Source organism: Streptomyces sp. AB3(2024) (assembly GCF_041862025.1).
In the GTDB taxonomy this organism is placed as follows: domain Bacteria; phylum Actinomycetota; class Actinomycetes; order Streptomycetales; family Streptomycetaceae; genus Streptomyces.
This window is the reverse complement of the sequence record NZ_JBGWAB010000012.1, coordinates 82,341-103,564: the sequence shown is the minus strand read 5'-3', so window position 1 is coordinate 103,564 and position 21,224 is coordinate 82,341. Positions and strand designations below refer to the sequence as shown.

The following is a 21,224-nucleotide window of genomic DNA, read 5'->3' as shown; positions in this document are numbered from 1 at the left end:
CACGACGTCCTGGCGGAACTCTTCCGGATAGGGCTTTGGCACAGCGACATCCTTCCCACCTGCCCCACAGGGCAAGCCAGTTCAGATGTCACCCGATCGTGCGGCAGACCCTCCGCCCCGCTCCAGGTGGCGATGGTGGCGTATTCATGCGTTGGTCTCTCCCGTATGGTGATGCGTTTGCAGCTTGTCCGGATCGCAGAGTGGCAGGGCCCGGTAGTACGCGTTCATCCCATCTCGCCGTGGCGGGCGCACGCGGGTGATCACGCCGGACATTGCGTACACCACCATCGCCAACAGGTAACCGATCATTTGATCAGGTGTCCGGACTGCACCCAAGGCCTCTACCTCGCCGGACCGAACCTGTGATCCGCATTCAGCAGGCGGCCTGACCTCACATCAACCCCTGATGGACTTCCAGGGCCGACCACGTGGCCGGCAGCCTCGGCGTGCCCACGACAGTCCTCGCCCTGGAAGTGATCTGACGAAAAATTCAGTCAGTTCATGGTCGCCTGGGCTGGGCCTGCCGTCAATGCTCAACCCCAGGTAGTCCCGCGGGATGGCTCGACCGGGATCTCCCGGACGTCCATGGCGACCGGATCTGCCAGGAACTGGCCCAGTGGCGGAGAGGGAGCGCGTACTCGCATCCTCATGTTCACCGCTGTCGGCTCGCTGGCGGAAGTCGTTCAGCGGCGTGGACAGCAGCAGGCATGGTGGGGTCGAAGGCCCGAAACGTCTTGTCCACCGTTGTCGGACGGCCCTGGGGCCGCTTCTTCTCGACCGGCTGGACCTCGAACGGTCCATCCCCACCACGCATATCGTGATCACCGCGGTCAGCCTTGTCGGCGAAAGTCCAGCATGTAGAAGACCTTGTCGTAGCGGTGTTCGCCGACGGCGACGAAGTCGGGCAGACGGCCGTATTCGGTGAAGCCCAGCGACCGGTAGAGGCGCAGGGCATGGGTGTTGTCGCCACGGGCATCCAGAGTAAGGACCTCGATACCCGTCTCCCGGGCGTCAACGATCAAGGCGGCGGCCAGCGCCCGACCGACACCACGACCATGGGCAGCAGCATCTACCGCGATCTTCTCAAGATCGGCGTGTGGCCGATGGGTCGGGCGGGCGTAGCGGAGCCAGTACCCCAACCCGACAAGCCGGCCGTCGAGGTAAGCGGCCCGCAGGGCTGCATCTCCGGCCTGCACCGCTGAGACAACATGGCCGAGAAGTTCCGCCACCTCATCCCGCGAGGGTGGTTCCACCCAGCCCAGCGCGGCACCTCCACTGACCAGGCCGGCCAGGATCTGGTGAGCCGACTCCGCGAACCGGACCTCCAGCTCCGGATCGGAAGTCAGCTCCAAAGCGTCAAGGATGGCGGGCTCAGTGGTCACACCGCTGGTCATGGCCGGATTCATGACGGGCAGCCTAGCCAGCCCGAGACCCAGCCGAGACCCACGCTCCAGCCTCGGCTGCGGCCAAGCCGATACTGACGCATGCCCGGAGTGTTCGGGTTTGGCTTCGTAGTCGAGGGCGAGCCGGAGGTGCATCGTGATCCAACCCCAAGCCCGGTTCGGCGTGGCGACCCCAGAAGCCTTTGACCTGGACGTTCCTTGGCGCGGCGTCGACGTCGATGCCGAGTTCGGCGGCGTCTTCGACGACCTGGTTCTCGTAGCCGGTGCTGCTGCGTGATCAGTTTGCGCAAGGAGCGGCAATTCTCCATCGCCACGGTGGTGATCAATTCTTGGGTGGTTCCTCTCGTGTCTTCGGTGTCGAAGACGGGGGACCCCCGGGGGGGGCGGAAGGTCGACAGAGAAGGGGTTGTGACCAACTTTCGTTGCGTACCCCTGGCCGATCGTTACTACTGAGCGGCGCGCCTGCTCCCCAAGGCTGGCCGTGTGGATGAGATTCAAGGGAAAGAAGCCGGAGCGGACTCCGTCGGCCGGTCCGGTACCAGCGACCACCGGGGCGGGCGCAGGAGGACGCCGGTGCTCTTCAAAGTGCTGGCGGCGGTTGCCGGCCTCGGTGTTCTCCTGCTCGGTGTGCTCGGTTCCCCTGATCGGTCCCTGGGACGGTCTCCCGAGGTTATCGGGGAACGGGAGATGGTGCGCATCAGCGGACCGAACGGCAAGACGGTCGAAGTCCTCGCCGTGATCGACACCGGAGCGTCCGCGTCGTCGATGGACACGGCGCTGGCCAAGGATCTCGGATTCGATCTCGCCGCGGCGCCCAAGGTGACCGTCGCCTCGGCGCTCGGCCGGGAGAAGCGCCACGTGGTCGACTCCACCGTGCGCCTTGCGGGGCGGTCGTTCGTGGCCAGGACCACGGTCAACAACCGGGCCAAGCGCGAGACGCCCGTACTGCTCGGCCGCCAGGACGTTCAAGGCCTCCAAGTGGCGGTGGGGAAGCGGCTGCTCACTCGGCCCGAAGCGCCCAAGGCGCCCTCCGCCCTGCGGATCCTGTTCGCCAAGGCGCCGGCGATCGACCCCGTGTCGATGATGGCCCTGTTGCCACTGGCCGCCCTCGTGATCGTCTTGTTCCGGGTAGTCGTCGGGCTGAACACGCTCGGGACGTTCAGCCCGGTCCTGCTCGCGCTCGCGTACGCGCAGTCGGGCCTGCTCCTGGGCGTACCTCTGACGCTGGCGCTGTTCGGGCTCGGTTTCCTCATGCAGCCCCTGCTGCGTCGCCTGCACCTGCCGCGCGTCGCCCGTCTCGGTGTGCTGATCGGCGTGGTCACCACGGGACTGATCGCGGGTCAGCTCGCCCTCGGCAGCTTCGGACTCTCCGACTCGTGGGGCATGACGCTCCCCGTCGTCGTCACCGCGATCATCACCGAACGGCTGTGGGAGCAGTGGGATATCGACGGCACCCGGGCGGCCGTCGTGGGGGCCGCCCTGACCATGGGCACGGCCATCCTGGTGGCGCTCCTCCTCCTCACCCCGTACGTGCGCCACCTCGCCGAGGCCGTACCGCTGCAGCTGGCGATCGCCTGCGCCGTATGGGCGGTGGTCGTCGGGACGTACCGCGGACTCCGGCTGGGCGAGTTGTTCCGGTTCAGCCCTGCCGCCAAGGCACAGGGCGGCGCGTCGTGATCCGGTTCCGCGGCTGGGACCCGCTCCTCGGCATGAACCTGCGCAACGCCCGGATCGCCGAGCAGAACCCTTCGGCCGCCATCCGCCTCGTCAACGACAAATACGCCACCAAGCAGGCGCTGGCATCGGTGGGCGCTCCGACCTCGCCGACGCTGGCGGTGCTGCGCTCCCGCCGCGAGGTCACGGCGCTGGACTGGTCCGGTCTGCCCGACTCGTGGGCGTTGAAACCGAACCAGAGCCTGGGTGGCAATGGGATCCTGCTGGCGTTCGGCAGACGTCGGAACAACTGGCAGTCCTCGTCCGGGAAGCGCATTTCGAGAGAGTCGGTCGCTGATCACCTGAGGCGCATCCTGGACGGAGACTTCTCCCCGCGAGCGAACGACTGGGCGATGTTCGAGCCGCTGATCCGCGCGCACCCGAACCTCGAACGATTGTCGCACCAGGGCCTGCCGGACATCAGGGTGATCTGCCGGGGCGATCGGCCGCAGCTGGCGATGCTGCGCCTGCCCACCCGCTTCAGCGGTGGCCGCGCCAACCTCCATCAGAAGGCGATCGGCGCCGCCGTCGACCTGGTCACCGGCCGCATCACCCATGCCTTGGTCGGAAAGGAGCCGACCGAGGTCCATCCCGATACCGGCGAACCCCTGATCGGCGCGACCGTACCGCACTGGCCGGAGGTGCTGGAGGCGGCCCGCCGGTGCGCGGGGGCAACGGGCCTTCGATATCTGGGCGCGGACATCGTCGTCGACGCGTGCCACGGCCCCCTCATCCTGGAGGTCAATGCCCGGCCGGGTCTCCAGATACAGAACGTCACCGGCCGCGGCCTGATGGCCGCGCCCACACCGCTGAGGAAGCATTGATGCGCTGGGCCGCAGTGATGTCCAAGATCGTCGTTGCCGGCGCCGCAGGAGCATTCCTGGCGGTGAGCGCCGTACGGGCGGAGCCGCCACGGCCGGCATCCGACTTCGATCCCTTCAGGGAGGAGCGTGTCGGCTCGGGTCAGGCATCGGAACAGGCCACTCCGACAGGTCGGCCGGCTACTCGGCCCGCAGTCTCACCGAGCACGACGAGGCCCGGGAAAGTGCCGTCGCCCCTGGCTGGGCAGCCCTCCCCAACAGCTTCTCCCAGCGCCTCTTCCCGCCGCTGACCGCAGGTGTGCCGACGGGTGTGGATCCGGGGGCGTCACCGGTCGGGGAGGAGCCCGGCGTCGTGGGCCAGGATGGCGGCCTGGACCCGGTTGGTACAGCTCAGCTTGGTGAGCATCCTGCTCACGTAGCCCTTGACCGTGCCCTCTCCGAGATGCAGCTGCCTTCCGATCGCCGCGTTCGAGGCACCGGTGGCGAGCATGACGAGCACCTCGTACTCGCGGCCGGTCAGCGCGGCGATCCGGCTGAGCCGCGGGTCGGTCGGCAGCTCCGCGTCCTTGGCGACGTACCGGTCGATGAGGTGCCGGGTGATCTGCGGCGACATGACCGGCGCTCCACCGGCAGCGGTTCGGACAGCCTGGATGAGCTCCTGCGGGGTGCTGTCCTTGAGCAGGAATCCCACCACGCCCGCCCTCAGTGCACGGGCCACGTACTCCTGCTCACCGAATGTCGTCAACATGACCACACGAACCGCGGGCGCCCGGGCGGCGATCCGCTCGGCCGCCCAGAGCCCGTCGGCACCGGGCATCTGGATATCGAGCATTGCCACATCGACCTGGTGCTGGACGGCGAGCTGCGCCGCGTCATGGCCGTTGGCGGCCTCCGCCACCACCTCGATGTCCTCGGCGTGCTTGAGGATCATCCTTATCCCGGCGCGCACCAGGTCCTGGTCGTCGGCAAGCAGAACACGGATCACAGTATGGGCCTCGCGGAGTGTCGAGTCGGTCGGGCGGCGACAGGTGCGGTGTCCCCGGTGGCCCGCGGACGGTGAGGAACCAGTGCGGCCACGGTGGCCGTGGTAGACGAGGGGCTACCCGCAGGGCCGCCGTGGCCGGGCGCGAGTGAGCCGATGGGATCACGCCCGCGGGCGGCGTCCTCACTGGAGATGCCGGACTGGTCGAACGTCGGCGGTCCCTCGTCCTCCGCGGGGGAGGGGACGAACGCGAGCGTGACGAACTGCAGCGCGACAGCGCCCACGACCCCGAGCCCCATCACTGCGGCTGCCGCCGTCCGGCTCAGCCATGTCTGTACGGCTGCCAGTGGCTCGGGGCTCTCATCCGCGTCGGGGGTCGTGCGGGGGGCTGCCGGGTCGGCGTTGAGCGGGATGTGCGCGTCGACGCAGTAGCCGCCGTCGTACGTGGGGCCGGCCCTGAACGCGCCGCCGAGCAGACGGACGCGCTCGTGCAGGCCGGCCAGCCCGAGGTCGTTGCCGGGCAGCCGCCGAACCGGCCGGACAGCGGGCTCCGACCCGTTTCGGACCTGGACCCGTACCTGCCGGGTATCGCGAAGGACGGTCACCGTCACGGAGGTCCCCGCGGCGTGCTTGTGCACGTTGGTCATCGCTTCGCGGACCACACCGTGGACTGCTCGCCGGGCGGCGGGCATGCCGTCGATCAGATCCGGACCGGTCCACTTCAGGCACACGGCGATGCCGGCGGCCCGGGACTGTGAGACGAGGGCCGCGACGTCCGAGCGAGTGCCCGTCGCATCGGTCAGCGGCTCCGACGCGCCGGTGCCCGGATCCTCGGCCCGCAGCACTCCCAACACGCCGCGCAGCTCGCGCATCGCTTGCCGTACGGTGCTGTGCACGAGCACCGCGGTGCGGTGGAGCTCCGGATCGCCCGCCGCGCTGGCCATCTCCAGGCCGCCGGAGTGCAGTGCGACGAGGCTCAGCCGATGGCCGAGCAGATCGTGCATCTCTCCGACGATCCGGGACCGTTCCCGCGACCTGGCCTGCTCCTCTGCCGAGCGGTGCGCCCGCTCCAGGGACGCGTTCCGTTCCCGGAGGGCCTGGATCAGCCGTTCGCGTTGACCCGAGAGCGCGCCCACCAGACCTGGGATGGCGCCGCACACGATTCCCGTGATGATGACGACCGTGGCCTCGTACTCGCGGATCGGGGTGGGCTGGCCGGCGGATATCACCATGGTGATGGCCGCTGGGGCTGCCACGCTCACGGCCACGAGAGCGGGCCGGTGGCGCATACCGGCCCAGCGGGAGCCCGCCGTGTAGGCCACTACGACCAGAGCTCCGCCGGTCAGCGGCTCGACCGCCGCCACGGTGGCGGCGGTCGCCAGTGCGACCGAGGGCCACCGTCGGCGGACCAGCACCGCCACTGCCGCGCAGCCGGTCGCCGCGAGGTAGGCCGCCGGGCCGAGCAGACCGCTGACGCCCCAGCTGTCGACCCACTCGAAGAGGATCAGAGCCGTCGAAGCGGCGGCTGCGAGCAGCAGGAGGTCGCAGACCAACGGGAGTGGGCCGGGGTGCACGGCAGGGCGCGCAGTGGACATGCGGGTGACTCTTTCGACGGTGTGCAGGAAGCCGGGGGATGACGGCTGCCCGGGTGGCACTGTCGCCCTGTGGGCGTCCCGAAGGCCTCCCCGTACCGTTTCCGATGAAGAAGTGCCCGTTTATGCGGTGGCGCCCGTGGGCGGGCCCGGGTGCGTTTCGGCTCGGATGCCCACGGCGACCGCGGTGATGACGCAGAAGGCGATGACGGTTTCCGCCCAGAGGAAGGCGATGTAGTCGAGGAGGCAGCCGATGGGCGGCGTTCCGGGGGCGGTGTTGCGGAATGCGGCGAGGGCGAAAAGGGTGGCGGCCATCCACCCCAGGGCGGGCCAGACCAGGCCCTTGCGCCGAGTGACCAGGAACCAGGTTCCGATCACTACGGAGACGGCGAGTGCCCACATGGCCGTCATCATGAAGACGGAGAAGACGAGCACGCTGTTGGAGCGTCCCAGGCCGATCTCGAAAGCTGCCGCACCGTCCGTCTCCGAAGCGTCCACGGACGTCGAGAAGAGCACGTCGTTGTTGGACAGCCTCATGTGAACGGGGACCTTCTCTCCCCCCTGCGTGGCGCCGAACTCGATGTCGGCGTCGTACGCGTCGAAGGGGTAGTCCGTGATCGAGCCACCCGCCAAGGTGACGGGGACGTCCACGGTCGAGATCCGGCTGTGGGCTTTGAAGGTCAGGTCTCCCCGGACGGAGGGTGAGGTCTGGAGGGTGAGGTCTTCGACGGGGGAGATGCCGCCTGCCTCGGCGAGCCGTCCGCGCGGGGTGACCAGGACGCGCAGGGTCAGCTCCCGGCCGGCGGCGTCGACGCGCTGGATCGAGGCATCGACGTCCACGCGGTCGGGAGCGGAACTGCCCGCCACATGTCGAGTGTCCAGGGCCTGTCGTTCTCCGAACTGGATCCAGGACCCCACGGTGACGGCCGCCACCACGGCGAGGAGGACCAGGCCCGGCACGAGTAGCCTCCTGCGGCTCGGCGGGTGTCGTCGTGTCCTGGACACAGTGGCTCCGAAGGTGAGTTCTGCCGTTATGCAGCGGGTTTGCCGGGCTGGTCGTGGGTGGAACAGTGGATGCCGCCGCCCCCCGAGGCGATGGTGTCGATCTTGACCGGCACGATGTCGCGCTTGGGGAAGTGCTCCTGGAGGATCCCCCGTGCGCGGTCGTCGGCCTTCGCGTCGCCGAAGCGGGGCATGAACACGGCGTCGTTGGCGACGTAGAAATTTGCGTACGTCGACACGAAGTTGTCGCCGCGGCCCGTGATCTTGTCCAGGTCGGGCTGTGGCAGGTCGATGACCTCCAGACGCCGCCCCCTGGCGTCGGTCGCCTTGGTGAGGACGGACTTCGCCTGGTCGGCCGAGCGGGACCAGGAATCGGCGGGCATGCCGGGGAACGCCTTGTCGAGGAGGACCACACCGGGCGCCGTGAACCGTACGAGGCTGTCGACATGTGCGTCGGTGATGTCCTCGCCACGTACGCCGGCCAGCCAGATCACCTTCTCGATGCCCAGGGTCTGCTTGAGTTCGGCTTCGATCTGGTCCCGGTTCTTGCCGCGGTTGCGGTTGTCGTTGACGATCGAGCTCTCCGTGATCAGGAGGGTGCCCTCGCCGTCGGTCTCGAAGGAGCCGCCCTCGGCGACCAGCGGTGCCTGGGTGCGCGGGATCTTGTACTTCTCCAGCAGGGTGCGGCCGACCTGGGCGTCGTTCTTGTGCTCCTGCTTGTTTCCCCAGCCGTTGAAGTTGAAGTCGACGCCGATCACCTTGCCGCCCTCTTCCGCGAACACCGGCACGGTGTCACGGGCCCACAGGTCGTCGACCTGCAGGGGGATGACCTCGACCTCGGAGCCGCACGCCTTCTGGGCCGCATCCTGCTGGTCGGGCCTGGCCATCAGCACGACGTGCTCGTACTTCGCGATCGCCCGCGCCACACGGGCGATGTCCTCCCGCACAGAGGGCAGGTCCTGCTCCCATACGGACGCCAGGGCGGGCCAGGACATGAAGGTGCGGGTGTGGCTCTCCCACTCGGCGCCCAGCCTCCGGGCGCCGGCCGGTCGGGAAGCCTGGCCGGTGGCGGGGGAGGAAGCGCCGGGCTGCCCGGACTCACCGGGGCCGCAAGCCGAGGCGCCGAGGGCGAGCATGCCGAAGCCTGCGAACGTGCGAAGAGCCGTACGGCGTGAGGGGGAAAGTGCGGACACGGTTGGCTCCGATCGTGAACTGGCGGGATGAAGCTATCCGGCGGCGATGAGCATCGCGGGGACGCATGGCGCCAGGGATCGCAGCCTGGGCCTGGGTGGAGCACAGCGCGTCCGCTTCGACGCGTGTGGGGGCCGGGCCCGCCAAGGCGGGTGGAGCGTCATGCCGCCACTCTACATTGACTGAAGTTTCAGTCAATTTCTTGGGTAGGTGTCTACCTGAACCCGGTCGTCTTGCCGGTCAGGGGCGGGTGAGTGGCTGGCGTCAGTGCCGATCCAGCCGGCGCAGGTGTCCCAGTTCCACTTCGACGGCTTCCAGCATGAGCTCGCGGGCGTGCGTCACGTGCAGTACGCCGCTGAGCCAGCGCATGCTGAGCCCTTCGAGCAGCGCGGTCAGTCGTTCCGCGGAGGCCGTGAGTGCGGGGGCGGGTGTCATCGGCTGCGCGCACGCGAGGAGGAAGGCGACTTCCTGGACCCAGCTCAGGCCGGCTTTGGCGAGATCTTCCCGCAGTTCGGGCTCGAAGATCGCGCTCGCGCGCAGCTCGCCCCACGCGATGCTGTTCTCGCGCACCGCGGCCATGTCCTGGAATTCGAGCAGGAGGGACTGTTCCAGGGCCTTGCGCGGGTCGGAGGGGGATGCGGCCGGGTCGTCGAGGCTGCCTGTGTACCGTTCCGCCCGGTGGTTTATGAACTCCAGGGTGTGCCGGAGAATGCCGGCCCGGTCCTTGAAGTGGTAGTAGACAAGTGCTGTGGACACTCCGGCTTCGGCCGAGAGCTCATCCACTCGCAGCCCGCGGACCCCCCGCCGGGCTATGAGCCGGGCGGCCGCTTCCAAGATTGCCGTTCTGCGGTCCGTCACTGCCTGATCCCCTCTTGGTGGTCTCGGCCGACATCGTCTCACATTGACTGAATCTTTAGTTAGCGGCACCATGCGGGGCAGCCGGCTCCGCCTGCGCGGTGCCGGTTGTGGCCGTGGAGGTACCGGGCCGGCCGCGTCCTGCACCTCGTTCATATCGCCGAAAGAGCCACCGCATGTCCGCTCAGCTTCCCGGTGCGCAACCCACCCACAAGGCCCTGTCCGCCGACGACCCTCACGAGATCGGCGGCTACCGCCTCCACGCCCGGCTCGGCGCGGGCGGTATGGGGGTGGTGTATCTGGCCTACACCCCGGGGGGTCGCCCGATCGCAGTGAAGGCGGTGCGTGCGGACTTTGCCGGAGACCCCGAATTCCGTCGGCGCTTCGCTCAGGAAGTCGCCAGCGCCCGGCGCATTCACGGCCTCTTCACCGCCCAGGTGGTCGATTCGGGGGTGGACGCACCCACCCCGTGGCTGGCCACCGCCTACGTGCCCGGCCCGTCCCTTCAGCAGGTGGTGCAGCGCCACGGTCCGCTGCCGGTACGTACGGTGCTGCTGCTCATGGCAGGGATCGCCGAGGCGCTCCAGGCGATCCACCGGGCCGGGGTGATCCACCGGGACCTGAAGCCCGCCAACGTCCTGATCGCCGAGGACGGCCCACGCGTGATCGACTTCGGGATCGCGCGTGCGGCCGATGCCACCGCGCTGACCGGTGCGGGGTTGCGGATCGGCACTGCCGCGTTCATGGCGCCGGAGCAGGCGATGGGCGTGGAAGTCGGCCCGGCGACCGACGTCTTCGCGCTCGGAGCGCTCGCGGCGTACGTAGCCGGGGGAGTGCCCCCGTTCGGGGCCGGAGCGGAGTCGGCCGCCCTGTACAAGGTGGTTCACGAGCAGGCCGACCTCAGCAGGGTGCCGCACGACCTGCAAGATCTTCTGTCGTGGTGTCTGGCGAAGCGTCCCGGTGACCGCCCCACGCCGAGTGATCTGATCTCGGCCGTACACGCACATTCCGCCGTGGGCCGTCGTCCGGAGTTCATCGACGGCTGGCTCCCGCACCCGGTCAGCAGGGAGATATCCGGGCACGCCGAGCAGCCCACCCCGACCCATGACCAACTCACCCACACAGCTCCCGCGGCCCCGTCTCCGCGCCCCACGACCGGTGCTCGGCCGGATCCACCCTCCCGCCGAGCCCGCCGGCGCGGACGCCGCCTGCCCCTCACGGCACTGGCGGCGGCCTCCGCGCTGGCGCTGGCGGGCGGTGCGGCGTACTACTACCTGGACGACCCGGGGGGCCCGGCAGCGGATTCCCCCGCCGCCTCCTTCACGGCCGGCTACGCGAACGCCCAGCTGACCTCTCCGGATCCCACCTACGAATTCGACCTCAAGGCCGGAAAGGTGGTTCCGGCAGAGACCGCCGGCTGGTATCTGGCGCGTAGGCAGACCGAGTTCGTCGCCCCCGAGGACAGCGATGCCTTCATCGCGGCCGGGGACGAGCTGAGCCCTGCCGACTGCGTACGGGGGGTCGAGACGCAACCGGTGACCATGATCGCGTTCAGCAGCTTGGGCAATGGGCGTCCCTTCTGCATCCGCAGCGCCGACCAGAAGGACATCGCCATCGTGCGCCTGATCGAGGCCGCCCCGGGCGGCGGACCCGTCACAGTGGAAGTGAGCCACCACAGGAAGGTGGGGTGACGTCTCTGTGCCCAGGCGGTGGCCGCTGGAGAGTGTGATCCGGACACGGATTCCACGTGGCCAGGAGCGGCCGGGTAAGGTTCGCCGCATGGCCCGACGTACACACATCCTTGAAGCAGCCGCCCGGGTGATTGCCAGGAACGGAGTCCGTGGCCTGCGCGTGGAGGAAGTGGCCGCCGAGGCGGGCGTGTCCACCTCGCTGCTCTACTACCACTTCAAGGACCGCATCGGGCTCCTGCGGGCGACGCTCGAGTTCATCAACGACCGGGCCGACCGCTACACCACGACCCGCGACGCGGATGCCGAACCGCTCAGCCCCCGCGAGGAACTCGCCCAGACCCTCCTCTTGGAGCTCCAGGACACCGTGGAGGTCAGGGAGAACAGTTCCGCCTGGGGTGAGCTGCGGGCGAGCGCCGTCTTCGACGAGGTGCTGCGGGAGGATCTGGCCAGGGCGACCCTGGTGTGGGATCAGGAGGTGGCTGCTCTGCTGGGCCAGGTGGAGCCGATGGCCTCTGCGACGTCACTGGCCGCGGCCGGTGAGCGGCTCACCGCGCTCCTGGAGGGTCTGAGCATGCGCTGGCTCAGCGGAGGGCTCCGGATGACGCATGCGCGTGCGCTGATGGAGGGCGCGATCGACGTCGAATTGGCGCGGCTGCGCCGGAAGTAACCTCACGCCGGGGCCGTCGCCCCGTGCTCGGCATCAGCGATCGCTGCCGTCGCCCCGTCTTGAGATGTTCGAGAGTCGTTCAGGTGCAGTTTTGCGCGCCGCAAGTGTTGACTGATTTTTCAGTCAATGCCAGAGTGATTCCACTGGTGGGCACGCTGCCGCACCGCATCAGATGCGAGACGCGGCCGTCAGGGCCGCAGTGCCGTCCTCGTTGCCCCCATCGCTCGCCCAGGTCGCTTCCCGGTCGATACCGACCGTTGCCGCGTGACGATTCCTCGGCGGCGCCCTGCTCACCTTCCGGAGGAAGGAATGAACTCATGGCATTGACTCCCACCGAGCGTGACCGGCTCCTGCTGTTCACCGCGGCCGAGCTCGCGCGGTCCCGTCGTGCCCGGGGGCTTCGTCTGAACGTCCCCGAAGCGACCGCGCTCATCGCGGACACGGTCTGCGAGGCCGCCCGTGACGGCCTGCGCCTCGCTGCCGCCGTCGAGCGTGGTCGCACTGCGCTGGGGCCGGACGAGGTGCTGCCCGGAGTCGCCGACGTGGTCACCGAGATCCAGGTCGAGGCCGTCTTCGAGGACGGCACGCGCCTGGCCGTGGTCAGCAGTCCGTTCGGAGACCGGCCCTGGGACTCCGGCGCCCCGGGTGCCGTCATACCGGCCTCGGAGACCGTGGAAGGGCCCGAGCCGGCAGCGGCCCTGGCGGTGCGCAACACCGCCACGGTGCCGGTGAGCGTCACGTCCCACTTCCACTTCTTCGAGGCGAACCCCCGCCTCGATTTCGACCGCGCCGCCGCCTACGGGATGCGCCTTGCCGTGCCGGCGGGATCCTCCACGCGTTTCGAGCCCGGTGAGTCCGTGGAAGTCGCGCTGGTGCCGATCGGCGGCGCCCGGATCGCGATCGGTTTCGCGGGCCTGGTCGACGGCCCGCTGGACGCGCCCGGCGCGAAGGCGGAGGCCCTGCGCAGGGCTGCTGCCTGCGGCTACCTGGGTGCCGAGCGCCCGCGAGGAGAACAGTCATGAGCAAGCAGACCAGACACAGTGACCACTGCGCGCCGGGCAGCCGCCACATCGACCCGCACGAATACGCCATCGTGCACGGCCCTCGCGCCGGTGATCGGGTCCGCCTCGGCGATTCGGGCCTCGTCGTGCGCGTGGAGTCCGATTCGCAGGTGCCCGGGGACGAGTTCCTGGCGGGTTTCGGCAAGACCGCCCGTGACGGCCTGCACCTGAAGGCCGCCGCCGTCCGCGAGACCTGCGACGTCGTGATCAGCAACGTCCTGGTGATCGACGCGGTGCTGGGCATCCGGAAGGTGTCCATCGGTATCCGCGAGGGCCGCATCCACGCGATCGGCCGGGCCGGCAACCCCGACACCCTCGACGGGGTCGACGTGGTCGTCGGCACCGGCACGACCATCGTCTCCGGCGAAGGGCTGATCGCCACGGCGGGTGCCGTGGACACCCACGTCCACCTGCTCTCGCCGCGCATCATGGAGGCCTCTCTCGCCTCCGGCGTCACCACGATCATCGGCCAGGAGATCGGGCCGAGCTGGGGTGTCGGAGTCAACTCCCCGTGGGCGTTGAAACACGGGTTCAGCGCCTTCGACGCCTGGCCCGTCAACATCGGCTTCCTCGCCCGCGGCTCCTCTTCCCACGAGGCCCCGCTGGTCGAGGCGCTCGCCGAGGGCGGCGCCTGCGGATTCAAGGTCCACGAGGATCTCGGCGCCCACACCCGGGCCCTGGACACCGCGCTGCGGGTGGCCGAGGAGCACGACGTGCAGGTCGCCCTGCACAGCGACGGCCTCAACGAGTGCCTCACGGTCGAGGACACCCTGCGGGTCCTGGACGGGCGGACCATCCACGCGTTCCACATCGAGGGCTGCGGCGGCGGGCACGTTCCCAACGTGCTCAAGATGGCGGGCGTGCCGAACGTCATAGGCTCCTCCACCAACCCGACCCTGCCCTTCGGACGGGATGCCATCGACGAGCATTACGGCATGATCGTGTCGGTCCATGCCCTCAAGCCGGATCTGCCCGGCGACGCCGCCATGGCGCGCGATCGGATCCGTGCGGGCACGATGGGTGCCGAGGGGGTGCTGCACGATCTCGGCGCGATCGGCATCACCTCGTCCGACGCCCAGGGCATGGGCCGGGCCGGCGAGACCATCCGCCGTACCTTCGCCATGGCCGCCAAGATGAAGGGCGAGCTGGGCCCGCTGGAGGGCGACGGCGAGGGCGACGACAACGCCCGCGTCCTGCGGTACATCGCGAAGCTGACGATCAACCCGGCCATCGCTCACGGCCTGGCCCACGAGATCGGCTCCATCGAGGTCGGCAAGCTCGCCGACATCGTGCTGTGGCGTCCGCCGTTCTTCGGGGCCAAGCCACAGATGGTGCTCAAGTCGGGCTTTCCGGCGTACGGGGTCACAGGCGACCCCAACGCGGCCACGGACAGCTGCGAACCCCTGGTGCTCGGTCCGCTGTTCGGAGGCCACGGAGCGGCGCCCGCGGACCTGTCGGTGGCTTTCGTCAGCCGCGCCGCGGCCGAGGCCGGTTCCTCCGGCAGCCCCTATGACGCGATGGCGACACGCCGCCGTCGGGTCGCCGTGCGGGGCACGCGGGGGATCGGCCCCGCGGACATGGTCAACAACGCCCGCCTGGGCGAGGTCCAGGTGGACGCCCGCAGTGGGCTGGTCACCCTCGACGGAGCACCCCTGCGCTCGGAGCCGGCACAGGGGGTTCCCCTCAGCCGCCTCTACTTCCTGTGACCCTTTACATCCGGGCAGACTGATGGGAATTTCAGAATCCTGTTAGATCCGCACCCAAACTCTTGACTGAATTTTCAGTCGAGGGGAAGATTCCAACCACCGCGTACCAGCCTCTGGCTCGAATTGGCCCAGCGCCACACCGACTGCCGCTGACCGGTACTTCTGGCGACAAGAAGAGAGACACGTGATGACTGATTTCCGTATGCCTGCCGAGTGGTCCGCGCATGACGGGTGCCTGATGGCCTGGCCCACCCGCACGGACCTCTGGGGCAGCGTGCTGGACGACGTCAAGGAGGAGTACGCGAACGTCGCCCGCGCCATCTCCGAGTTCGAGCCGGTGACGATGGTCGCCCCGCCCGGCTACGGCGACGACGCCCGCGCCTGCTGCGGAGCGGACGTCACCGTCGTGGAGATGCCGCTGGACGACTCCTGGTTCCGCGACTCCGCCCCGCTGTTCGTGCTCGACGGAGACGGCCGCCGCGCAGGGGTGGACTTCCGGTTCAACGCCTGGGGCGGCAAGCACCACCCGTTCGACTCCGACGACCGGATCAGCGGACTCCTCCTGGAGCACCTCGGGGTCGAGCGCATCCACTCCGACATGATCCTGGAGGGCGGGGCGATCACGGTCGACGGTGAGGGCACGCTGATCACCACGGAGCAGTGCCTGCTCCACCCCAACCGCAACCCGGGGATGAACCGGGATGAGATCGAAGCCGAACTGAAATCCCGGCTCGGCGTGGCTAAGGTTATCTGGCTTCCGTACGGCGGTCTCCTGGACACGGAGACCAACGGTCACGTCGACGGCGTCTGCGCCTTCGCGGCCCCCGGCAAGGTGGTCATCTGCCTGCCCGACGACCCCGCGCACCCCGACTACGCCCGGATGCGCGCCAATCGTGCGGTGCTGGAGGCCACCACCGACGCGCACGGCCGCAGCCTGGAGATCGTCGCGGTCACCCAGTCGGCCTTCGCCGACCTGGCCGGCGGCGAGATCGAGGTCTCCTACCTGAACTACTACGTGGCCAATGACGGCGTCGTCGTCCCGGTGGCGGGTCTGCCCCAGGACGAGGAGGCCCTCGCCGTGATCGCGTCGGCCTACCCCGGCCGGAAGGTCGTCGGGGTACGAGCGCTCGCCATCGCCTTCGGCGGCGGGGGTGTCCACTGCATCACGCAGCAGATCCCCGCGGCGCGTGCCACCGGCTGACCAGCGACCGACCGCTCCTGACGGGCCGGCCCCGCGGTCCGTCAGCCACCCGCATCACGTACGGAAAGAGAGCGCGACGATGACCACACCTCCGCCCCGAACCGCGAGACGGACCCACCACCCGCGCGGCCGGTTCGCTGCCACCACCGCTGTCCTGGCGTCCTTCGCCCTGCTCGCGGCCTGCTCGGGTCCGCCCAAGAGCGGAGCGAATTCCCCGGTCGACAAGGTCACCCTGTCGAAGAGCACACCGACGGCCAAGGGCGAGATCGACTCCTTCACCTGGGCGGTCTACGCCGAGCCGCCCACGCTCGACTACACGATGGCGTTCGACTACCCGCAGAACACGATCCTCTCGAATGTCTGCGAGAGCCTCATGCGGTGGACGCCCGGGCTCACCACGGAACCCGGCCTGGCGGAGAAGGCATCGAACCCTGACCCCACCACCTGGGTCTACGACCTCCGCGCGGGCGTGCGCTTCCACGACGGCGGCGTGATGAGCGCCGACGACGTCGTCTTCAGCCTGGGCCGGCAGATGGATCCGAACAACGCGGCGGCCTGGGCCCAGAACTTCCAGAACGTCGAATCCGTCACGAAGACCGGCCCGCTCCAGGTCACCGTCAAGCTCAAGAAGCCCGACTCCCAGTTCCCCCAGTACATGGCGACCGCCGCCGGCGTGGTGGCCTCCAAGGCCGGAGTCGAGGCGGCCGGCAAGGACTACGGCACCACCGGCAGCCTCGCCTGCACCGGCCCGTTCAAGCTCGGCACGTGGAACAAGGGCCAGTCGATCGAGCTGGAGCGGTTCGACGACTACTGGGGGACCAAGGCCAAGTCGAAGAAGGCCGTCTTCCGGGTCCTGACCGACCCCTCCGCCCGCACCAACGCCATGCTCAGCGGGGAGGCCGACGGCGGCTACCTGATCCCCACCGAGAGCTACGCCCGGCTGCGCGGCAGCGGCGTGGGCACCCTGTACTTCGGCGAGGGCCTGAGCACGGTCAACGTCAACATCACCAACATGCAGGGCCCGCTCGGCGACGTCCGCGTACGCCGCGCGCTGTCCCTGGCCCTGGACCGGGCCGGGTTCGTCAAGGCCGGTCTCGGCGGCGCCGGAACCGTCACCGGCTCCCTCACCACCCGCGCCGCCTGGGCCGCCGCCCCCGAGAGCACCCGCAAGACCGCACTCGACAGCCTGCCCGGCCCCGACCGGAACATCGAGCAGGCCAAGGCGCTGATCAAGGAAGCCGGAGCCACCGGCAAGACCCTGACCGTGGCCACCAGCTCCATCGGCCAGGACGTCTCCCTCCTCGCCACCGCCGTCCAGGCGGCCGGCACCCAGATCGGCCTGGACATCAAGCTCAAGACCATCGCTCCCAACGCGTTCACCGCGCTGTTCACCGATCCCAAGGCGCGCGAGGGCATCGACATGTTCCCGCTCACCTACTACGACTCGATCACCGACCCGCTCGACCTGCTGACGAACTTCAAGACCGGCGCCTACATGAACTTCGCCGGCTACAGCGACAAGCAGTACGACGAGCTCGTCGAGCAGGCCGGCGCCCTCTACCAGCCGGAGGCGCGGATGGAGGTCGAGGCCAAGCTCCAGAAGCACGCCGCCGAACAGCTCCTGTGGATCCCGGTCGCCGAGTGGCCCACCGCGGTCTTCCTCAACAAGAGGATCACCGGCGCCCCGACCAGCATCTCCTACATGTACTACCCGTGGGCCGCAGATGTGGGTGCAGCCCAGTGAACTTCCTGAGATTCGCGGTGCGACGGCTGGCAGAGATGGCCGCCACCCTGTTCGCCGCCTCGTTCGTGGTCTTCGGCGCCATGTACCTGGCGCCGGGCAGCCCGGCGAGCTTCCTGCTCGCCGGCCGCTCGGCCTCTCCGGAGGCGCTGGCCGCGATCAACGCCCAGTACCACCTGGACGACCCGTTCCTCGTACGGTACTTCCGCTGGCTCGGTGATGTCGCGCACGGAGACTTCGGGCGGTCCATCACCTACCGGACCGACGTCTCCCGGCTCCTGGCCGACCGGCTGCCCAGCACCCTGATGCTGGTGGCCATGGCCTTGGTGGTCGTCGTGGCCGCCGGACTGGCGCTCGGCTGGATCGGTTCCGTCCGCGGCGGCGCCACGGACTCCGCCATCCTCGTGACCACCACGTTCGCCGTCGGCACACCCTCCTTCGTCGCGGCCGTGCTGCTCCAGGGCCTGTTCGCCGTCAATCTCGGCTGGTTCCCCAGCAGCGGTGCGGGCGACGGCTTCGGTGACATGCTCTGGCACCTCACCCTCCCTGCCATCGCGCTCGCCCTGTACCTGATCGGCATGCTGGCCAGGGTCACCCGCTCCGCCATGCTCGAAGCCCTCGACAGCGAGCACGTCACCGTGGCGCGCAGCAGGGGCGTTCCCGAACGCCAGGTCGTCCGTCGCCACGTCTTCCGCAACGCGCTGGGCACCGTACTCACCACCGGCGGCCTCATCGTCTCGACCCTGCTGGTCTGCACCATCCTCGTGGAAACCGCCTTCAGCATCGGCGGCATCGGACAGCTCCTCGAACTGTCCACCACGACCAAGGACTTCCCGACCGTCCAGGCCATCTCCCTGATCATCATTGCCCTGTTCATGATCGTGAACCTCATCGTCGACCTGCTGCTGCCGCTGGTCGACCCGCGGATCACCCTCGGATCGAGGAGGTCCTCCGCATGACCGCCGTCCTGACCCGCCGGCCCGGCCTCTCCGGGATCCGCACGGCCCGGTCACCGCTGTACCTGATCTGCCTGGGCTTCGTCGCCCTCGTCGTGGTCGCGGCGCTGCTCGCATCCTGGGTGGTGCCGTACGACCCCAACGTCATCGACCTGGGCAACGCACTCGCCGGGCCATCCGCCGGGCATCCGCTCGGGGTGGACGCGGCCGGCCGCGACACCCTGTCCCGCCTGCTGCTGGGCGCCCGCACCTCCCTGCTCGGCCCGCTCGGCGTCGTCGCCTTCTCCACCGTCGCCGGCGTCGCCGTCGGCATGGCCGCGGCCTGGAAGGGCGGCTGGCTCGACTCCGTCCTCTCCCGCAGCACGGAACTGGTCTTCGCCTTCCCCGGCATGCTGCTGGCCATCCTGATCATCTCGATCTACGGCGAGGGGCTGACCGCACCGGTCATCGCACTCGCCGTCGCCTACCTCCCCTACGTCAGCCGTCTCACCCGCTCCCTGGTCCTGGCCGAACGCGAGCGCCCCTACGTCAGCGCCTACCAGGTGCAGGGACACTCCTCGCTGCAGATCTGCCTGCGCCACGTCCTGCCCAACATCGCCCCCGTCGTCCTCGCCCAGTCCACCATCAACTTCGGCTACGCCCTCATGGACCTCGCGGCACTGTCCTTCCTCGGCCTCGGCGTCCCCGCACTGACCCCCGACTGGGGCCGCATGGTCTTCGACGGCCAGACCGCGATCCAGCACGGCTACCCGCTCTCCGCGGTCCTGCCCTGCGCCGTCATCGTGCTGACCGTGGTCGCCTTCAACGTGGTCGGAGAACGCTGGGCCGACCGCGTCGCAAGGAGAGACTGATGAACACACTCGACATCCAAGGGCTGCGGATCACCCTGCCCGGTACCGCCCGCCCCGTGCTCGGCGGCGTCGACCTCACCGTCGCCGCCGGTGAGACCGTCGCCCTCGTCGGCGAATCCGGCTCGGGCAAGACCCTCACCTCGCGCAGCGCACTGCGCCTGCTGCCACCCGGAGCGATGGTCGAGGGCGCCGTCCGCGTAGGCGGCGAGGACGTCCTGACCATGAACGCCGACCAGCTGTGCGCCCTGCGCACCGGCACGGTGGCCATGATCTTCCAGGATCCCCGCGCAGCCATCAACCCGCTGCGCCGCATCGGCGACTTCCTCACCGAGAGCGTCACGCTCACCAAGACGACGGGTGTGAGCCGGACGCAGGCGAGGGCCCGGGCCGTCGAACTCCTCGACGCGGTCGGCCTGGACGCCTCCGCCCTGGGCAAGTACCCGGGTCAGGTCTCGGGCGGCATGCTGCAGCGCGTCATGATCGCGGCCGCTCTCATGGGCGACCCGGTCCTCCTGCTCGCCGACGAGCCCACCACGGCACTGGACGTCACCACCCAGGCCGAGGTCATCGCCCTTCTCGCCAAAATCCGTGAACGCTTCGGCACCGGCCTGCTCTTCGTCACCCACGACCTCGACCTCGCCGCGGCCATCAGCGACCGCGTCTACGTCATGTATGCGGGACGCATCGTCGAGAGCGGACCCGCAGAAGCCCTCTTCGCGCACCCCCGCCACCCCTACACGGCAGCTCTGCTCGCCTCCACGCCCCGTCTGGAAGCGCCGGGCGGACGGCTCGCCGCCATCGACGGACAGCCCCCGGACCTGCGCCAGGAACTGCACGGCTGCCCGTTCGCCCCCCGATGCCCTCTCGCCACCGAGGTGTGCGACGCGCAGGCCCCCCAGACGCTGCCCGCGCCCGGAGAACCCGGACACCGGGCGGCGTGCCACCACAGCGACCGGCTCGAAGGGAGCGCCGTCGATGCCTGACAACGTGCTGGAAGTCGCGGGTCTGCACCGCGCCTACGGAGACGTACGAGCCGTGGACGACGTGTCGTTCACCCTCCCGGCGGGCGGCTCCCTCGGCATCGTGGGCGAATCCGGATCCGGCAAGACCACCACGGCCCGGATCGTCGTGGGTCTGGAGCGGGCCGATGCCGGCGAGGTCCTGGTGCACGGCCGCGACCGCACGGGACGCAGCCGCGGCCGCGCGCAGCGCCTGGCCCGTGCCCGCGAAGTGCAGATGGTCTTCCAGGACCCCTACCTCTCCCTGGACCCGCGTACCAGCGTCGAGGCGGTGCTGCGCGAAACCCTGCGCCTGCACTTCCCCGGTAAGGACCACGCAGGGCGCATCCGTGAACTGCTGGACCAGGTCGGACTCGGAACCCGCGCCGCCGACGCCCTGCCCCGCCAGCTCTCCGGCGGCCAGCGTCAGCGCGTCGCCATCGCCCGCGCGCTCGCGGTGGAACCGGCCGTACTCGTCCTCGACGAAGCCGTCGCCGCCCTCGACGTGTCGGTACAGGCGCAGATCCTCAACCTGCTGGCCGACATCCGGGAGCAGACGGCGATCGGCTACCTGTTCATCACGCACGACCTGGGCGTGGTCCGGTGCGTCACCGATGACGTGATCGTCATGCGGCACGGCGGGATCGTCGAGGCGGGACCCACGGCCTCGGTGCTCGAGGCACCGGAGCATCCCTACACCCGGCTGCTCCTGGAGTCGGTTCCCCGGCCCGGCTGGGACCCCGACCGGATCGCGGCGGCGCGCCGAGCCCTACGGTAGGCGGGACGGCTGCCG

The 21,224-nt window shown here is 69.4% G+C and carries 20 protein-coding genes; 13 read left to right on the top strand and 7 right to left on the bottom strand.

The window, feature by feature from the left end; translation table 11 throughout:
* Nucleotides 1-144: 144 nt before the first annotated feature.
* Both ACEPPI_RS08245 and ACEPPI_RS08240 read right to left on the bottom strand, forming a co-directional pair.
* Nucleotides 145-309: a hypothetical protein gene (locus tag ACEPPI_RS08245; RefSeq protein ID WP_373914554.1), complete on the bottom strand. Its 165-nt coding sequence runs from the start codon at nt 307-309 to the stop codon at nt 145-147.
* Between the two features lie 521 nt (nt 310-830).
* Nucleotides 831-1,394: an N-acetyltransferase family protein gene (locus ACEPPI_RS08240; protein ID WP_373914559.1), complete on the bottom strand. Its 564-nt coding sequence runs from the start codon at nt 1,392-1,394 to the stop codon at nt 831-833.
* 145 nt (nt 1,395-1,539) lie between these two features.
* Here ACEPPI_RS08240 and ACEPPI_RS08235 point away from each other — a divergent pair, with 145 nt between their 5' ends.
* The 3 genes from ACEPPI_RS08235 (at nt 1,540) to ACEPPI_RS08225 (ending at nt 3,940) form a co-directional block, all read left to right on the top strand.
* Nucleotides 1,540-1,680, top strand: coding sequence for a hypothetical protein (locus ACEPPI_RS08235; RefSeq protein ID WP_373914553.1), 141 nt, complete (start codon nt 1,540-1,542; stop codon nt 1,678-1,680).
* 410 nt (nt 1,681-2,090) lie between these two features.
* Complete coding sequence (locus tag ACEPPI_RS08230) at nt 2,091-3,080, top strand: 7TM domain-containing protein (RefSeq protein WP_373914552.1); 990 nt, start codon at nt 2,091-2,093, stop codon at nt 3,078-3,080.
* 32 nt (nt 3,081-3,112) lie between these two features.
* On the top strand, nt 3,113-3,940 hold the full coding sequence (locus tag ACEPPI_RS08225; protein ID WP_373914551.1) for a sugar-transfer associated ATP-grasp domain-containing protein: 828 nt from the start codon (nt 3,113-3,115) through the stop codon (nt 3,938-3,940).
* Nucleotides 3,941-4,262: 322 nt separating this feature from the next.
* Here ACEPPI_RS08225 and ACEPPI_RS08220 read toward each other — a convergent pair whose 3' ends face one another.
* The 5 genes from ACEPPI_RS08220 to ACEPPI_RS08200 all read right to left on the bottom strand — a co-directional run bounded on the left by ACEPPI_RS08220 (nt 4,263) and on the right by ACEPPI_RS08200 (nt 9,562).
* Complete coding sequence (locus ACEPPI_RS08220) at nt 4,263-4,922, bottom strand: response regulator (RefSeq protein ID WP_373914550.1); 660 nt, start codon at nt 4,920-4,922, stop codon at nt 4,263-4,265.
* Entirely contained in the window at nt 4,919-6,514 is a 1,596-nt protein-coding gene (locus ACEPPI_RS08215; protein WP_373914549.1) for a sensor histidine kinase, read from the bottom strand. Before ACEPPI_RS08215 ends, ACEPPI_RS08220 begins: the two co-directional genes overlap by 4 nt.
* 120 nt (nt 6,515-6,634) lie before the next feature.
* Complete coding sequence (locus ACEPPI_RS08210) at nt 6,635-7,471, bottom strand: DUF4436 family protein (RefSeq protein WP_373914548.1); 837 nt, start codon at nt 7,469-7,471, stop codon at nt 6,635-6,637.
* Between the two features lie 71 nt (nt 7,472-7,542).
* Nucleotides 7,543-8,706 (bottom strand): agmatine deiminase family protein, encoded by a 1,164-nt coding sequence (locus ACEPPI_RS08205; RefSeq protein ID WP_373914547.1) that lies wholly within the window; start codon nt 8,704-8,706, stop codon nt 7,543-7,545.
* A 262-nt stretch (nt 8,707-8,968) separates the two neighbouring features.
* A complete protein-coding gene (locus ACEPPI_RS08200) occupies nt 8,969-9,562 on the bottom strand; it encodes a TetR/AcrR family transcriptional regulator (protein WP_373914546.1) in 594 nt (197 codons plus the stop codon).
* Between the two features lie 173 nt (nt 9,563-9,735).
* On the opposite strand from ACEPPI_RS08200, the gene ACEPPI_RS08195 reads away from it, so the two are divergent.
* The 10 genes from ACEPPI_RS08195 (at nt 9,736) to ACEPPI_RS08150 (ending at nt 21,209) form a co-directional block, all read left to right on the top strand.
* Nucleotides 9,736-11,250 (top strand): serine/threonine-protein kinase, encoded by a 1,515-nt coding sequence (locus ACEPPI_RS08195; RefSeq protein WP_373914545.1) that lies wholly within the window; start codon nt 9,736-9,738, stop codon nt 11,248-11,250.
* Between the two features lie 88 nt (nt 11,251-11,338).
* Nucleotides 11,339-11,917, top strand: a complete 579-nt coding sequence (locus ACEPPI_RS08190; protein ID WP_373914544.1) for a TetR/AcrR family transcriptional regulator — start codon at nt 11,339-11,341, stop codon at nt 11,915-11,917.
* A gap of 317 nt (nt 11,918-12,234) precedes the next feature.
* On the top strand, nt 12,235-12,939 hold the full coding sequence (gene ureA, locus ACEPPI_RS08185) for an urease subunit gamma (protein WP_373914543.1): 705 nt from the start codon (nt 12,235-12,237) through the stop codon (nt 12,937-12,939).
* Nucleotides 12,936-14,684, top strand: coding sequence for an urease subunit alpha (locus ACEPPI_RS08180; protein ID WP_373914542.1), 1,749 nt, complete (start codon nt 12,936-12,938; stop codon nt 14,682-14,684). The genes ureA and ACEPPI_RS08180 overlap by 4 nt, the downstream gene beginning before the upstream one ends.
* A 187-nt stretch (nt 14,685-14,871) precedes the next feature.
* Nucleotides 14,872-15,885, top strand: coding sequence for an agmatine/peptidylarginine deiminase (locus ACEPPI_RS08175; protein WP_373914540.1), 1,014 nt, complete (start codon nt 14,872-14,874; stop codon nt 15,883-15,885).
* Between the two features lie 79 nt (nt 15,886-15,964).
* On the top strand, nt 15,965-17,629 hold the full coding sequence (locus ACEPPI_RS08170) for an ABC transporter substrate-binding protein (RefSeq protein WP_373914539.1): 1,665 nt from the start codon (nt 15,965-15,967) through the stop codon (nt 17,627-17,629).
* Nucleotides 17,626-18,585: an ABC transporter permease gene (locus tag ACEPPI_RS08165; RefSeq protein ID WP_373914538.1), complete on the top strand. Its 960-nt coding sequence runs from the start codon at nt 17,626-17,628 to the stop codon at nt 18,583-18,585. The genes ACEPPI_RS08170 and ACEPPI_RS08165 overlap by 4 nt, the downstream gene beginning before the upstream one ends.
* Entirely contained in the window at nt 18,582-19,433 is an 852-nt protein-coding gene (locus ACEPPI_RS08160; RefSeq protein ID WP_373914537.1) for an ABC transporter permease, read from the top strand. The genes ACEPPI_RS08165 and ACEPPI_RS08160 overlap by 4 nt, the downstream gene beginning before the upstream one ends.
* Nucleotides 19,433-20,416 carry an ABC transporter ATP-binding protein gene (locus ACEPPI_RS08155; protein WP_373914536.1) on the top strand — a complete coding sequence of 328 codons (984 nt, stop codon included), beginning with the start codon at nt 19,433-19,435 and terminating at the stop codon, nt 20,414-20,416. Before ACEPPI_RS08160 ends, ACEPPI_RS08155 begins: the two co-directional genes overlap by 1 nt.
* Complete coding sequence (locus tag ACEPPI_RS08150) at nt 20,409-21,209, top strand: ABC transporter ATP-binding protein (RefSeq protein ID WP_373914535.1); 801 nt, start codon at nt 20,409-20,411, stop codon at nt 21,207-21,209. The genes ACEPPI_RS08155 and ACEPPI_RS08150 overlap by 8 nt, the downstream gene beginning before the upstream one ends.
* Nucleotides 21,210-21,224: the final 15 nt, after the last annotated feature.

Bases quoted from the DNA above. Each gene is read 5' to 3' on its own strand.
- ACEPPI_RS08245 (WP_373914554.1), bottom strand. From the start codon at position 309: ATGATCGGTTACCTGTTGGCGATGGTGGTGTACGCAATGTCCGGCGTG.
- ACEPPI_RS08240 (WP_373914559.1), bottom strand. From the start codon at position 1,394: ATGACCAGCGGTGTGACCACTGAGCCCGCCATCCTTGACGCTTTGGAG.
- ACEPPI_RS08230 (WP_373914552.1), top strand. From the start codon at position 2,091: ATGGTGCGCATCAGCGGACCGAACGGCAAGACGGTCGAAGTCCTCGCC.
- ACEPPI_RS08225 (WP_373914551.1), top strand. From the start codon at position 3,113: ATGAACCTGCGCAACGCCCGGATCGCCGAGCAGAACCCTTCGGCCGCC.
- ACEPPI_RS08215 (WP_373914549.1), bottom strand. From the start codon at position 6,514: ATGTCCACTGCGCGCCCTGCCGTGCACCCCGGCCCACTCCCGTTGGTC.
- ACEPPI_RS08195 (WP_373914545.1), top strand. From the start codon at position 9,736: ATGTCCGCTCAGCTTCCCGGTGCGCAACCCACCCACAAGGCCCTGTCC.
- ACEPPI_RS08190 (WP_373914544.1), top strand. From the start codon at position 11,339: ATGGCCCGACGTACACACATCCTTGAAGCAGCCGCCCGGGTGATTGCC.
- ureA (WP_373914543.1), top strand. From the start codon at position 12,235: ATGGCATTGACTCCCACCGAGCGTGACCGGCTCCTGCTGTTCACCGCG.
- ACEPPI_RS08180 (WP_373914542.1), top strand. From the start codon at position 12,936: ATGAGCAAGCAGACCAGACACAGTGACCACTGCGCGCCGGGCAGCCGC.
- ACEPPI_RS08175 (WP_373914540.1), top strand. From the start codon at position 14,872: ATGACTGATTTCCGTATGCCTGCCGAGTGGTCCGCGCATGACGGGTGC.
- ACEPPI_RS08170 (WP_373914539.1), top strand. From the start codon at position 15,965: ATGACCACACCTCCGCCCCGAACCGCGAGACGGACCCACCACCCGCGC.
- ACEPPI_RS08160 (WP_373914537.1), top strand. From the start codon at position 18,582: ATGACCGCCGTCCTGACCCGCCGGCCCGGCCTCTCCGGGATCCGCACG.
- ACEPPI_RS08155 (WP_373914536.1), top strand. From the start codon at position 19,433: ATGAACACACTCGACATCCAAGGGCTGCGGATCACCCTGCCCGGTACC.
- ACEPPI_RS08150 (WP_373914535.1), top strand. From the start codon at position 20,409: ATGCCTGACAACGTGCTGGAAGTCGCGGGTCTGCACCGCGCCTACGGA.